Genomic DNA, 12,922 nt, shown 5'->3' with positions numbered 1-12,922 from the left:
TCCTCCATGGCAGCGAACCGCCGACCCACCCTGGCCGACGTCGCCCGAGAAGTCGGCGTCAGCGCCAAGACGGTCTCCCGTGTCCTCAACGAGGACGGACCCGTCTCGGAACGGACCAGGGCACAGGTGCTCGCCGCCGTGGCCAGGCTCGGCTTCCAGCCGAACCTCATGGCACGCAACATCCGGGTCGGCGGACCCGACACCACCATCGGACTGGTCGTCCCCGACCTCGGCAACCCGTTCTTCGGGGCCGTGGCCGGCGGCATAGAGGACACGGTGCGCGACCGCGGTCTGACCCTGCTGATGGGTTCCTCCGCGGACGATCCCGACCGCGAGCACGCGTTGACGGACCAGTTCCTCGCCCGCCGCGTCAGCGTCCTGATGGTGGTGCCGTCCGTCGGCGCCGACCACTCCCACCTCAAGGCCCACCGTGCCGCGGGGCTGCCCGTGGTCTTCGTCGACCGTCCGGGGGCGGGCCTGGCCACGGACAGCGTCGTCAGCTCCAACCGTGCGGGCGCCCAAGAGGGCGTCGCCCATCTGATCGCCCACGGCCACCGGCGCATCGGTTTCATCGGCGACCTGCCCGTCAAGCTGTACACGCGCCGCGAACGCCTGGCCGGATACCGCTCGGCCCTGCAGGAAGCCGGCCTCGCCTACGACCGCGCCCTGGTCACCAGCGCCCACGACCCCCAGGCGGCCGCCACCGCGACCTCGCATCTGCTCGACCTGGCGGGCCCCCCCCACGGCTCTGTTCGCGGGCAACAACTTCGCCGCCCTGGGGATCGTCGCCGAACTCTCCCGCGGCAAACGGAAGGACGTGGCGGTCGTCGCCTTCGACGACCTGCCGCTCGCCGAGGCACTGGAGCCGGCCCTCACCGTCGTCGCCCAGGACCCCGAAGAAATCGGCAGGGCGGCCGCGGCCACCGCCCTGGTACGACTCGAAGGCGACCGCTCCCGCGCCCGCACCGACACCGTTGCCACCCGGCTGATCGCCCGGGGCTCGGGCGAGTGTCCCGCCCCTGCGTTGCGGGAGGCGTGACCCTCCCGGCGGGGCGGAGGAGGCTGACGGAGGCGCCCAGGGGCCCGGGCTGCGCCGGAGAGCCGTGCCCGAGAAGCGTGCCGGAGCCGAACCCGAGCTCAGCCGGTGAAGAACCGCCTGTCGAGCGCGACGGCCACCAGCTGATCCATGCTCAGCGCCGGCTGCGGTCGCGTCACCGGAGCGCTCTCGGCGTACGAGTTGACCTCCCGCACAGCCACTCGGCGACCGTCCTTCCGCAAGGTGTCGACGAGCCACACCGCGGCCGAACCGCCCTTCTCCGAGTGGCCCTTGACCTTCTTCACCTTGGTGCCGTCGGCCAGAGTGGTGGCCTCGCACTCACCGGAGACATCGGCGCAACCCATGAGCCCGGCCAGGTCTTTGGTCTGGTCGTACTGCACGTCGACCTCCACCATGTTCTTCCCGTGGCCGTCGTCGTAGACCAGCTGGACCAGCGCGTCATCGGCGTTCACGTCGGACACGGTCCCGCCCCGGGGCAGGTGTGAATTCAGCACCTCGGTCAAGCGTGCGCCCGGTACCCGCTTGTCGCCGGTGGAGGGAGTGGCGGAGGGGGCCTCCTCCGGCGCCGGCAACGCGGCGATCGCCTTGTTCCAGGCCGGGCTGCGCACGATGGAGGTCAGCTGGGCGATCGACAGCAGAGGGTCGGCCCCGGAGGCCGAGCCCTTCTCACCGCCACCGCCGAACTCCTGCACCGTCAGCTGCGCCCCGTCGCGGGTGGTGAGGACCACGTACCAGCGCTTCTGCCCGGTGTCGCTGCTGGGGTAGGTGAACGACTTGGTGGTGTTGAGCACCGCGCCGCCCGGGAGCTTCTGGGTGGTGCACTTGTCGTACGGGCGCACCTCCACCGGAAGGCAGCCGCCCTGTCCCTGCCGGCCGGCGGCGCCGGAATCCAGCCGCGCGACGGCGATGTCGATGCCGGAGGACCCGTTGGCGGTGGAGTAGGTGAGCTTGGCGGTCGGCCAGACGACGGGACCGCCCCCGTCGGAACCCCTGCCCGAGGCGGCGGAGACGGTGCCGCCGGGCGGCAGCAGGCTCTTCAGCGTGCGAACCATCTCCTCCCCGCTGATGGACGACGGTGCCCGGGACGGCGGCTGCTCGGTGGAATGCACGGGCCCGCCGGGCCTCAACTGCTCGGGCGCGCCACCGCCCCCGCTGCCGAAGGTGTCCGTGACCATCAGGGTGCCGCCCGCGGCGACCACCGCGAAGGCGGCCGCCGCGGCGGCGACCTGCGTGGCGCGGATCAGCCGCATCCGCCGGCCCCGGGCGACGGAACGCCGCACCAGGTCGGCGGAGTGGGGCGGGAACTCGCTGGTGGCGCGGCTCATGGCGCGCGTCAGCCGTTCCTCGAAGTCCTCGTTGAGTGACATGGGCGATCTCCGTTCGTCTGGGGCGTCGTTCGGACCCGGGGCGGGGCGGGGAGTGCGCGCCGCCGGGCCGTGCTGGTCATGCGGCCAGGTCGGCCAGCTGATCGCCGAGCAGGGCGCGCAGCCGCTGCAAGGCCCGCATGCTCTGGGCGCGCACGGCTCCCGGCGACAGCTGGAGCACCTGTGCGGTCTCCTCCACCGAGCGGTCCTCCCAGTAGCGGAGCACCAGCACGGCACGGTCCTTGGCCGTCATCCGGGCCAGGCCGTCCAGCAGGGCCATGCGCAGCTCCGCGTCCTGCGCCGGGCCGGCCGCGTCGGGCAGGCGGTCGCTGGGGCGCTCGGTGGAGCTGCGGCGGCGGCGCTGGGAGAGGAAGGTCCGCACCAGCACGGTGTCGGCGTAGGCCACCGGGGAGTCCACCCGGCTGATCCGCCGCCAGGAGCGGTACATCTTGGCGAGGGTCTCCTGAACCAGGTCCTCGGCGAGGTGCCAGTCGCCCGCGAGCAGGCAGGCGGTCCGGAACAGAGGCCCGCTCCGGGCGGCTGCGAACTCCAGGTAGTCCGCGGGTGCTTCCCTCACCGTGTGTCCTTTCGTGGTCGGACGTCACCTCTTACACGCGGTGGGGGTGGTGGCGCGTTACGGGCCTGGCCGCATTCGGGGGCGCGGCTGTGCCGAGGGCCGTGCCGGGGCGCGCGGGCTCGGAGCGGGACCTGGCGAAAATCCGGGCCGTGCGGAAGTCGCACCCCGGAGGACTTCGACGGACGCAGACCGTCCCGAGCGCTCGGCCGCGGTGGCCGAGCGCACGGCTCAAGCGGGTGTCTTGGAGGTGACGCCCGGTGCTTGGCAAGGACCGACAACAGGTCGGCGCGCTCGCCGGTGCGGTCTGATCCCGACCTGAATACCGGAGAGCCGTCGAGGATCACGCTGCTTCTCGCGCCGCTGAGCGAGTCGCACACCCCATGCGGGCGGCGAGTCCGGACACGCCCACGCCTTCGAGCCGACGCATTCCCGGCTGGGATGACGGACATAATCAGGGTGTTCCCTCCCCAACTGCCCCTGGTTGAGACTGCGTGAAGCTCGCTGAACCGCATCGCCGGCTGCTGGCCGACGTCCTCGCCGTCGGTGCGCCGTACCCCCTGGTGCTCGCCGGTGGGGACGCGGTGCGGGCACATGGGCTGGTGGACCGGCCCAGCCGCGACGTGGACGTCGCCACGGAGAGCGCCGTCCCGATGGAGGAGATCGCATCCGCCGTCAGAGCCGGTCTGGACGAACTGGGCTGGACCGTGCGCCCACTGGGGACGGACCCCCTCGCCGCGCGGCTGGGCGTCACCGAGCCGTCCACCGGTGAGGAGTGCGAGCTGCAGGTGCTGAAGGAAGCGCTCTGGCATCCGCCGGTGGTCACCGAACTGGGGCTGACCATCTCCCTCGAAGACGTCGTCGGCATGAAGGTACGGGCCCTGGCCGACCGCGGTTTCGCCCGCGACCTCATCGACGTCCACGCCGCCTCCGACCGCTTCAGCCACCCGGAACTCGAGGAACTGGCCCGCCGCCACGCGGGTGACACCTTCGACCTCACGGATCTGCAGGCCCGCCTGACCGGCGCGGAGTGGCTCGACGACTCGCAGTTCGCGGCGTACGGCCTCGATGAGACCGCGATCGCCCAGCTCCGCCGCTGGGCCCAGCAATGGGCGGACGACATCGCGGAACGCCTCGTCGAGGGAGAGCCACCACAGGACGAGTGACACGTCTCCCGCACACGTAACGAGTGGTAGCGCGGCATGAGCATCGTGCGCCCCTTCAGTACCCCATACCGCCGCTGACGTCACGGCGTTCGCATGGCGGCAGTGACGGTTCGTGTCCACTATGGGCGCAGCGTGGATCCGGCGAACGTACGTGGATGCAGGGGGAGTTCGACAGCATGGGCATCGGTGCGAACGCCGCAGGAAGAACGCCTCCGCCATGAAGATGGTCGGCGGCCTCCTCGGCACGTTCCGGAAGGCGGCCGGCTACACGCAGCGCTCCCTCGCCCATGAGGTACTTGTGGACGAGGAGACCATCGCGTCCATCGAGCAGGGCCGACGCATGCTGAAGGAAGATCTGGCCCACGTGCTGGATGAACTGCGCGACACCAAAGGCGCTTTGGCGGTCGCCGTGGCCCACATGCCCGAGGTTGATCTGTTTCCGCGGTGGGCGGCGGAGTTCATCGATCTCGAGCGTGAGGCTCTGGCCCTGTCGTCGTACGAGAACCAGGCGTTGCCGGGCCTGCTGCAGACTCCCGCGTACGCACGTGCGGTCTTCCTCAACGAGGTCCCGGCGCTGACCCAGGATGAGATCGAGCAGCGGGTCGCGGCCCGAATGGACCGTCAGGAGATTCTTCAGCGAAAGGTGCCACCGACTGCGACCTTCATCGTCTCCGAGGTGACACTCATGGACCGCCTGGGACGGCACGAGGTGTATGTGGAGCAGGTGCGGCGCCTGCGCGAGTGGGCCGGCACGCCAGGCGTGACGCTCCAAGTCATGCCGGTGGGACGCGAGTTCCACGCAGGACTCTCCGGTCCGTTCGTGCTCATCGAAACACCTGACCACCAGCGAGTCGCCTACGTCGAAGGACAGCGAAACGGTTTGATGATCGTCGACCCCGACGAGGTGTCCCTGCTCGAACGCAAGTATGCGATGCTGCGGACGCAGGCCCTCAACTCCCACGAGGGCTTGTGGCTGTTGGACCGTTTCTTCGGAGAGCGATGACTGCCCAGTTGGAGTGGGACAAGTCCAGCTACAGCACCGAGCAAGGTGGGAACTGCCTCGAGGTCGCCCCCACCCCCCACGCCATCCACATCCGCGACTCCAAGCAAACCGCAGGCCCCGCCCTCACCGTCCCCCGAGACTCCTGGGCCGGCTTCCTCCTTCTCGCGCGGCGGGGCTGACCTCGGCCTCCGGCACGGAAGGGGGCCGTCGGCGGCGGGTCGCGGCCAGTGCCAGTGTCACCGACAGAGACGCCGCCGCCATCAAGGCCATCGCCGGGCCCGGTGACGTCAGCTGAGCCACCGTGCCCGCCAGCGTCGCGCTCACCCCCTGCATCGTGAGCATGCCCGCCGAGTGCAGGCCGAGGGCGTGGCCGCTCAGGTCCGGTGGGGTCAGGGTCATCAGGTGCTCCTGCTGGATCAGGCTCGCGGCGAAGCCGACCGATGCCAGGGCCGCGCAGGCCGCCGCCACCGGCACCGAGGGGTGCAGGGCGAACAGCAGGTACGGGGTGGCGAGGAGCAGCAGGAACGGGATGCCGAGGCGGCGGCGCAGTGCGGACGGGAGCAGGCGGCCCGTCGTCACGTCTCCGACGAACATGCCGAACGCCGCGCACGCGAACAGGGCGCCCGCGTGGTCCGGTGCGTAGGAGACGTAGAGCGATTCGCAGCCCACGACCAGACCGTTGGGGATCCACAGCAGGAGGTAGGTCGTACGACGCTCCGGTGACGACCACAGCAGCGCGTTCGTGCGCCAGGTCTGCGCGACGGAGGGGCGGCCGGAGGTGCGCGGCGCCCGGCGGGTCAGGCCGAAGCGGGCCGTCGCAGCGGCCGCCAGGTACAGCGCGGACGCCGTCAGCAGCGTCGTCCGCGGGGACAGCACCGTCAGCAGGAGGCCGCCCGTCGCGTAACCGGTGATCTGCATCAGGCCGTTCACCACGTTGAAGGCCGAACGGCCCAGTAGATAGCCGTCCTTGGCGAGGATCTCGTTGAGCAGGCCCCAGCGGACTCCACCGCCGAGCGACTGGATCAGGCCGAGGAGGAGGATCAGCGCGAAGATCGCCCCCACCGGCAGCCCGGGCGTCGCCATCGCCGCCGTGCCGACCGCGAAAGCGCTCGCGATGCCCGCCGTCGTCGCGCGCGGGGGCAGCCGGTCGGCCGCCGACAGCAGGGTCGTCGCGCCGACGACCTGGGCGAGTTGCGGGCCGAACATGCTCACCGCGGACAGCAGGGGCGAGTCGGTGGCCCGGTAGACCAGCGTGCCGAGCGCCAGGCCGCCGAGCGTCGAGGCGGCCGTCTGGAAGGCGGAGGACAGGAACAGCGGGGTGAACTCCCGTGTGCGGAAGAGGTCGGCATAGCTGCGCATGCGGGGAGTGTGGGCAGGGGTCCGGGGCGGTCGTTATTGTTTCGCGTGCGTGCGAAACGTCCCGTCCGCCGACCCCGAGTGTGAAGGCGCCCATGGGCCTCTGGTACGTCAGCGCCGACACCCTCGCCGGCAGTCGGTTCCTGCTCTCGCCGCTCGCCGAGGTGTTCGCCGCTCTGAAGCTGCTGCACGCCGGTACCGCCTCCCACCCCGGGGAACGCTCCTGGCTGGACGCCCACCTCCCCGCGTACCGGGCGCGGTTGGCCGCCGACCCCGTCACCGGGCTGCTCGTCCGCAGCGGGCTCGGCCCGGAGTGGATCGCCGACTTCCTCACGCCCACGCCCAGGGACGGGGAGACCTTCGAGGAGGGCGTGGAGCGCGTGCGGTCCGCCTCCCCCGCCGACGCCCGAGCCCACCTGACCGTATCCCTGCGCGGACCGCTCCCGGCGGCCCTCGACCGCGACGACCTGCCCGAACGCGCGGCCGACCTGCTCAGCTACGTGTGGACGCAGACCGTACGGCCGTACTGGGACCGGCGGCGGCGCGTCCTGGAGGCGGATGTCGTCGCCCGGACCGCGCAGCTGAGCCGGGGCGGCTGGGCGGCCGCGCTGGACACCCTGCGGCCGGGCCGGACCCGCTGGCTCGGCGGGAACCGGCTCCAGGTCAACCTCCACGAGTACCCGCCGCGCGAGATCTCCGGGGCCGAGCTGGTCTTCGTGCCCGTCACCCCGCAGCGGGCCGGCTGGGTGTCCTGGGAGGAGCCCGACCGGTACGCCCTCGTCTATCCGTGCGCGGGCGTGCTGGCGGACGGGGCGCGCTCGGTGGTCCCGGAGAGTCTCGGTGCGCTGCTGGGGCCCGCCCGGGCGCGGGTGCTCGTGCTGCTGGACTCCCCGATGAGCACCAGCCAGCTGGTCGCCGTGACCGGGCAGGGGCTCGGCTCGGTCGGGCGTCACCTCAAGGTGCTGCTGGACGGGCGGCTGGTGGAGCGGCGGCGTGCGGGACGGTCGGTGCTGTATTCGCGTACGGCCGCCGGTGAGGTGCTCGTCACAGCGCAGCGGGCGTGACGGGCGCATCACCTGGTGGCGGGGCGGCGGAGTTAGCATCCGCCCATGACGACTACTGACAACAGTGCGGGTGCCTCTGTCCTCGATGTCGAGATCGGTGCGCTGCAGGGCGGTTCCGCGGACCTGTCCCAGTACGCGGGCAAGGCCGTCCTCGTGGTGAACGTGGCCTCCAAGTGCGGGCTGACGCCGCAGTACGCGGGTCTGGAGCGGCTCCAGGAGCGGTACGCGCCGCTGGGCTTCACCGTGCTCGGGGTGCCCTGCAACCAGTTCCTCGGGCAGGAGCCCGGCAGTGCCGAGGAGATCGCGGAGTTCTGCTCGGCGACGTACGGCGTGACCTTCCCGATGACGGAGAAGGTCGAGGTGAACGGGGAGGGACGGCACCCGCTGTACGAGCGCCTGGTCGGCCACGCGGATGCCGAGGGGCACAGCGGGGACATCCGCTGGAACTTCGAGAAGTTCCTGATCGGGAAGGACGGCAAGGTCGTCGCCCGCTTCTCGCCGCAGACGGAGCCGGAGGCGGCCGAGGTCGTGGCGGCCATCGAGGGGCAGCTCGCGTAGGCCGGGGTCCTGAGTCCGGGGTTGACCCTGCCCTTGGGGCAGGGACGAGCGTCCTGCGTCACCGGGCGAACGGCGCCCGGTGACGCAGGCACGCGCACCGGCCGGCGGGCTCGCCCTCAGCCGCCGGACGGCTGGGCCTTGTCCTTCAGCTCCTCCGGGCACGCGGTCCCCCGCGGTAGCTGATACGGCGCCGCCAGGTGGTAGGTGCCGGGGCGGGGGGCCAGGAGTTCTGTCCACTTGTCGCCCCAGATGTCCTCGGGGGCTTCCATCAGGCAGCCGTCGACGTTGTCGTACGTCTTCGGGGTGCCCTTGGCGCGGTGCTTCGAGGCTTCCGTCTCCTGCGGGGGCTTCACGCTCTTGCCCTGGGTGTCGACCAGGCCCAGCCATGGCGAGTAGGGGACGCGGATGAGGACGCGGCCCGCCTTCTTCACCTGGATCGTCAACTCGCCCTGCTCCGCCCGGTCGACCACCGCCGGCGGATCCGCCAGCGGGGTCGGGTCCGTCACCGCGAACAGCTGCCAGTTGGCGTCGCCCCAGATCTGCTTCAGGTACGGCATGCCGCGCTGCACGAGCTCACGTTCGCGTTCGCCGCCGTCGCCGTCCGGCTCGCCCTTCGGCAGCACCACGTAGTGCACGGCCCAGCGCTGCAGCCAGGCGTGGTAGTTCGCGGAGTTGAGACTGTCGTCGTAGAAGAGCGGGTTGCGTTCCATGTCGGCCTGGCGGTTCCAGCCGCGGGCCAGGTTGACGTACGGCGCCAGCGCGGAGGCCTCGCGGTGCGAGCGCGCCGGGACCACCTCCACGCGGCCCTTCTCCGCGCCGACCACCTGGAGCTGGTGGACCAGCGGCGCCAGCTCGTGGGCCCAGGACGCCGCCGGTGTGGTGTGGATGATGTCGTCCACCGTCTTGACGCCGATCCAGACGACGAAACCGGTGAGCGCCACCACGATGGCGTACCACTTCCGGCTGCGCGGCACCGTGAACGGCAGCGCCGCGACCAGCGCCACCCCCGCGAACAGCATCGCCAGGCGCGTGATGTTGGAACCGATCTGTGAGCTGATCAGCCAGACCAGCAGGACGGACAGCGCGTACACCGCCGCCGTGATCCGTACCGTCTTCCACTCCTTGGGCACCACGACCCACACCAGGACCGCGAAGAGGAAGGGCAGGATCGTCGACGCCCACGTCATCGGTTGCGTGCCGGAGAACGGGAACAGCCATGCGGACAGGGCCACCACGGCCGCGGGGGCCAGGCCCAGCGCCCACGCACCGGGGCGGCGCTTCTGCAGGAACAGCGCCACCGCGACCAGGCCCACGAACAGGCCCGCCACCGGGGACGACATCGTGGCCAGCGCTGCCAGCGACGCCGCGGACAGCGCCTTCACCCAGCGTTTGTGACGCCAGCGGTACGGCCAGCAGAACACGGCCGCGGTCGCGCCCAGCGCGAACACCATGCCGAGGCCGAATGTGACGCGGCCCGAGATGGCGTTGCAGAGGAGTCCGAACACCCCGGCGAGGGCCGGCCACCACGGCTCGCGGACGGTACGGCTGCGGATGAGGATCAGCGTCAGCAGGCCGGCCGAGGCCGTCCCGGCGATCATCATCGTCGTACGGACGCCGAGGACCGACATCAGATACGGCGACACGACGCTGTACGACACCGGGTGCATGCCCCCGTACCAGGCGAGGTTGTACGCCGAGTCGGGGTGCCGGCCGACGAACTCCGCCCACGCGTCCTGCGCCGCGAGGTCCCCGCCACTGTTCGCGAACGTGAAGAACCAGATGAGGTGCAGCACTCCGGCGAGGGCCGTGGCGGCGAGGGCGGGATGGCGGCGGGCCAGGTCGGCCGCGCGGGAGGAACCCAGACGGGCGGCCAGGGCGCGGAGGCGCCCGGGGGGCTTCGGAGCGTCCTGGACGGGAGGCTCGGCGCCGGTGGCCGGGGCTGCGGGAACCGGGGGCGCCGGGGTCGGGGCCGTCGGCGTCGGATCCGGGGCCTGGTGGACGGGGGCCTCAGGGGCCGGTCGGACCGGTGGGTCAGGGGTGGGTGCGCCCAGCGGTATTCGCGGTCCCGGTGATCCGTCCGGGTGATGTTCCCGGCCGGCGTCGTCGGCGTGTGTCGGCTCAGCTGTGGCCACCTGAAGGCACTCCCCGTGTCCTGTCTTCCGCTCTCGGCCGCGTCCCGTTCGCTCCCGCTTCACGGCCGCGTCTCCGCGACCGGCGACCTGTCCCGATTCGTGACGCTAGCACGCACCCCGCCACGGGGCCCCGGGGTGGGGCCGCGGCGGGGTGCTGCGGGGTGCTGCGGGGTGCCACTGTGTGCGGGTGCACCCGGTTCAGCCCAGACGGGTCAGCTTGTCGGTGAAGCCCGGCTCGGCGAGGTCCTTCTGGAGAGCCACCGGGACCTTCACCGCGTGGCTGGAGCCATCACCGACCGTGAGCTCGCCGACGACCTTGCCGGCCTTCGCCTCGTGCGGAGGCGCCGTGCCGTCGTCACCGATCGACAGCTTCGTCTTCAGACCCGGCCAGCCGACCGCCGTCAGGGTCTCGGTGGCGACCACCGGCGTCCTCCCGCCGAGCTGGTCGTCCAGGTATCCGACGACGTCGCCCTTCTTCACCACGGTGGCGGTGGTCAGGCTCTGCTGGATGGTGTTGATGAGCTTCTGGCTGTTGGTCAGCGCGAGTTGCAGGCTGTCCCAGACACGGCCGGTGTGGGCGTCCTGGTTGAGGACAGCGCCGTAGATCGTCCGCGTCCTGCCGTCGACCACCTTCGTCGCCGCCCACACCAGGTTGCCGCCGGCCGGGGTGGAGGAGCCGGTCTTCAGGCCGATCACGCCGACCTGCCTCACCAGCAGGTCGTTGTTGTTGTATATCGGCTTGTCCAGGCCGGGGACGTCCGCCTTGGCCATCGCGACGATGCTGCGGAACACCTCGTTCTGCATGACGGCCTCGGCCAGCTTCAGCTGGTCGACGGCCGTGCTGACGGTCGTCTTGTCCAGGCCGCTCGGGTCCGTGTACGTGGTGTGCGTCATGCCGAGCTTCTTCGCGGCGGCGTTCATCTTGCGGACGAAGGTGCTGTTGTCGGAGTCCCAGCGGGCCAGCAGCCGCGCGACGTTGTTCCCCGACGGGATCATCAGCATCTGCAGCATCTGCCGCTCGGAGAACTTCTGGCCCTTCTTCATGGCCGCCGTCGACTCGTCCTCCTTCTTCGAGTCGTCCTCTGCCTGCTGGTCGGCGGTGATGGTCGGGCCGCCCTGGTTCCCCTTGAGCGGGTGCTCCTGGAGCGTGACGTACGCCGTCATGATCTTGGCGACGCTCGCGATCGGCTTCGGGCTCTGCTGCCCTTCGGTGCCGATCATGCCGACGCCTTCGACCTCTATGGCCGACTGGCCCTGACCCGGCCAGGGCAGGTCGAGCTTCCCGCCCTTGAAGGTGTACGTCGCGTCGGCCGTCAGTGCGAGGGTCGGGGTCGGCAGCGGACGGACCGCCTGCACGATCGCAAAGATGATCACCAGCAGGACGACCAGCGGCGACCAGATCTTGATGCGCCGCAGAACGGTGCGGACCGGGGTCTCCGGGGGCGGCGGGGTGTTCGTCAGCTCAGCGAGCAGATCCAGCGGCGGCTTGGGCGGGATCGGCTGCTGGGCGGTGCGCTCGGGGCCGACCTGGGGCATGGCGGTGGTCGCGTCGGCGGGACCCGCGGCGGGCTTCGACTCCGTGGACGCCGACTGCGTGGACTTGGCCTGCGTGGGCTTGGCCTGCGGACGCTCGGCCTGCGGACGCTCGGCCGGGGTGGGCCGGGGCTCGTCCAGCGACTTCAACGGGACGAACTTGCTGGTGCGTTCGGCGTCGGACTCGGGCTTGTCCGCCTTGTCCGCCCAGGAGGGGCCGGACTTGTCGGAGGGCTTGGCGTCGCCCGCCTTGAGCATGGTGGTGGGCTGGTCGACGGCGGGCGGCCGTACGGCCTTGAAGACGGCGGTGGGCTGGTCTACGGGGGGTTCGGGGTCCTTCTTGTCCTCGGAGTCGGAGTCGCCCTCTCCTTCCGAATCCTCCCCTTCCTCCCCTAGGCCCCTTTGTTCCGCCTCTTCTTCGTCTTGCTGCTCTTCGTGCTTTGCTTGCTCTTCTTCCGACTTGGGGGAGTCTTCAGGCTCGTTCTTGGCTTCCGAGGCCGCAGGCTCGACGTCGGCAGCGTCGACGTCGTCAGCGTCGGTGTCGGTGTCGGTGTCGGTGTCGGTGTCGTCAGTGCCGGCGTCGGCGTCGGTGCCGGTGTCGTCAGTGCCGGCGTCGGTGTCGTCGCCCGCTTCGGCGGCTTCCTCGGCCTCCGGCTCCGCTTCGGAAGCGTCGGCGTCGGAAGACCCGCCCTCCGGCTTCTCGGGCGACGCCTCCTCGGGCTCCGCCTCAGCCCTCTCCTCGGTCTCGTCGTCCTCAGCGCTCCGTACCCAAGAAGCCAGCGACGCACGCTCCCGCGCCTCGCTGTCGACCCCGTCGGCACCGGAGTCCGCCGCGTCCGCGGGACCCGTGCCCTCCCCGGCCTCCTCAACAGCCGTACCGGCGGAGCCGCCACGCAGCGACTTGGTCGAGAGCACCGTCGTAGCCTGGTCCACCCGCACCTTCTCGCCGGTCAGCGCGAGCCTCGGATCGCGTCCGGCCTTGGCCGGCCCCGGAACCGGAGCCCCGCTCCCCGACGTCGTTTCCGCCGACGACCCCTGCTGCTTCGACCTGTCGGGGGACTCGCCCGCCACCGATGCCTCCTCCGTGCGCCGCGCACCCACGTGCGCGCCTTGCC

At 71.3% G+C, this 12,922-nt stretch carries 10 protein-coding genes and 1 pseudogene; 6 read left to right on the top strand and 5 right to left on the bottom strand.

The genetic code is table 11. The features are described from left to right. Positions 1 to 6 precede the first annotated feature (6 nt). Positions 7 to 1,039 (top strand): annotated as a pseudogene (locus tag AB0N14_RS30550) (LacI family DNA-binding transcriptional regulator). Positions 1,040 to 1,137: 98 nt separating this feature from the next. On the opposite strand, the gene AB0N14_RS30545 reads toward AB0N14_RS30550, so the two are convergent. Both AB0N14_RS30545 and AB0N14_RS30540 read right to left on the bottom strand, forming a co-directional pair. Further along, the gene (locus tag AB0N14_RS30545) at positions 1,138 to 2,424 is read right to left on the bottom strand and encodes a hypothetical protein (protein WP_366028927.1); all 1,287 of its coding nucleotides are present in this window, start codon (positions 2,422 to 2,424) and stop codon (positions 1,138 to 1,140) included. A 76-nt stretch (positions 2,425 to 2,500) separates the two neighbouring features. Continuing rightward, positions 2,501 to 2,998, bottom strand: coding sequence for a SigE family RNA polymerase sigma factor (locus AB0N14_RS30540; RefSeq protein ID WP_366028926.1), 498 nt, complete (start codon positions 2,996 to 2,998; stop codon positions 2,501 to 2,503). 491 nt (positions 2,999 to 3,489) lie between these two features. Here AB0N14_RS30540 and AB0N14_RS30535 point away from each other — a divergent pair, with 491 nt between their 5' ends. From AB0N14_RS30535 to AB0N14_RS30525, 3 genes are all read left to right on the top strand, one after another. Further along, positions 3,490 to 4,161 (top strand): nucleotidyl transferase AbiEii/AbiGii toxin family protein, encoded by a 672-nt coding sequence (locus tag AB0N14_RS30535; protein ID WP_366028925.1) that lies wholly within the window; start codon positions 3,490 to 3,492, stop codon positions 4,159 to 4,161. A gap of 217 nt (positions 4,162 to 4,378) precedes the next feature. Further along, complete coding sequence (locus tag AB0N14_RS30530; RefSeq protein WP_366028924.1) at positions 4,379 to 5,164, top strand: helix-turn-helix transcriptional regulator; 786 nt, start codon at positions 4,379 to 4,381, stop codon at positions 5,162 to 5,164. Continuing rightward, on the top strand, positions 5,161 to 5,343 hold the full coding sequence (locus AB0N14_RS30525) for a DUF397 domain-containing protein (protein WP_366028923.1): 183 nt from the start codon (positions 5,161 to 5,163) through the stop codon (positions 5,341 to 5,343). The genes AB0N14_RS30530 and AB0N14_RS30525 overlap by 4 nt, the downstream gene beginning before the upstream one ends. On the opposite strand, the gene AB0N14_RS30520 is transcribed toward AB0N14_RS30525, so the two are convergent. Next, positions 5,288 to 6,523, bottom strand: a complete 1,236-nt coding sequence (locus AB0N14_RS30520) for an MFS transporter (RefSeq protein ID WP_366028922.1) — start codon at positions 6,521 to 6,523, stop codon at positions 5,288 to 5,290. The genes AB0N14_RS30525 and AB0N14_RS30520 overlap by 56 nt on opposite strands. A gap of 92 nt (positions 6,524 to 6,615) precedes the next feature. Here AB0N14_RS30520 and AB0N14_RS30515 point away from each other — a divergent pair, with 92 nt between their 5' ends. After that, complete coding sequence (locus tag AB0N14_RS30515; protein ID WP_366028921.1) at positions 6,616 to 7,584, top strand: winged helix-turn-helix domain-containing protein; 969 nt, start codon at positions 6,616 to 6,618, stop codon at positions 7,582 to 7,584. Between the two features lie 45 nt (positions 7,585 to 7,629). Beyond that, positions 7,630 to 8,142, top strand: coding sequence for a glutathione peroxidase (locus tag AB0N14_RS30510; protein ID WP_366028920.1), 513 nt, complete (start codon positions 7,630 to 7,632; stop codon positions 8,140 to 8,142). A gap of 116 nt (positions 8,143 to 8,258) precedes the next feature. Here AB0N14_RS30510 and AB0N14_RS30505 read toward each other — a convergent pair whose 3' ends face one another. Both AB0N14_RS30505 and AB0N14_RS30500 read right to left on the bottom strand, forming a co-directional pair. Continuing rightward, positions 8,259 to 10,004 (bottom strand): MFS transporter, encoded by a 1,746-nt coding sequence (locus AB0N14_RS30505; protein WP_366028964.1) that lies wholly within the window; start codon positions 10,002 to 10,004, stop codon positions 8,259 to 8,261. A 468-nt stretch (positions 10,005 to 10,472) separates the two neighbouring features. Further along, on the bottom strand, positions 10,473 to 12,908 hold the full coding sequence (locus tag AB0N14_RS30500) for a D-alanyl-D-alanine carboxypeptidase (RefSeq protein WP_366028919.1): 2,436 nt from the start codon (positions 12,906 to 12,908) through the stop codon (positions 10,473 to 10,475). Positions 12,909 to 12,922: the final 14 nt, after the last annotated feature.

The organism is Streptomyces sp. NPDC051104 (genome assembly GCF_040682835.1).
GTDB classification, from domain to species: Bacteria; Actinomycetota; Actinomycetes; order Streptomycetales; family Streptomycetaceae; genus Streptomyces; species Streptomyces cynarae.
This window is presented reverse-complemented; position numbering and strand designations above follow the sequence as displayed.

Excerpts from the sequence above, each read along its gene's own strand:
- AB0N14_RS30545 (WP_366028927.1), bottom strand. The coding sequence starts at position 2,424 with ATGTCACTCAACGAGGACTTCGAGGAACGGCTGACGCGCGCCATGAGC.
- AB0N14_RS30530 (WP_366028924.1), top strand. The coding sequence starts at position 4,379 with ATGAAGATGGTCGGCGGCCTCCTCGGCACGTTCCGGAAGGCGGCCGGC.
- AB0N14_RS30525 (WP_366028923.1), top strand. The coding sequence starts at position 5,161 with ATGACTGCCCAGTTGGAGTGGGACAAGTCCAGCTACAGCACCGAGCAA.
- AB0N14_RS30520 (WP_366028922.1), bottom strand. The coding sequence starts at position 6,523 with ATGCGCAGCTATGCCGACCTCTTCCGCACACGGGAGTTCACCCCGCTG.
- AB0N14_RS30515 (WP_366028921.1), top strand. The coding sequence starts at position 6,616 with ATGGGCCTCTGGTACGTCAGCGCCGACACCCTCGCCGGCAGTCGGTTC.
- AB0N14_RS30510 (WP_366028920.1), top strand. The coding sequence starts at position 7,630 with ATGACGACTACTGACAACAGTGCGGGTGCCTCTGTCCTCGATGTCGAG.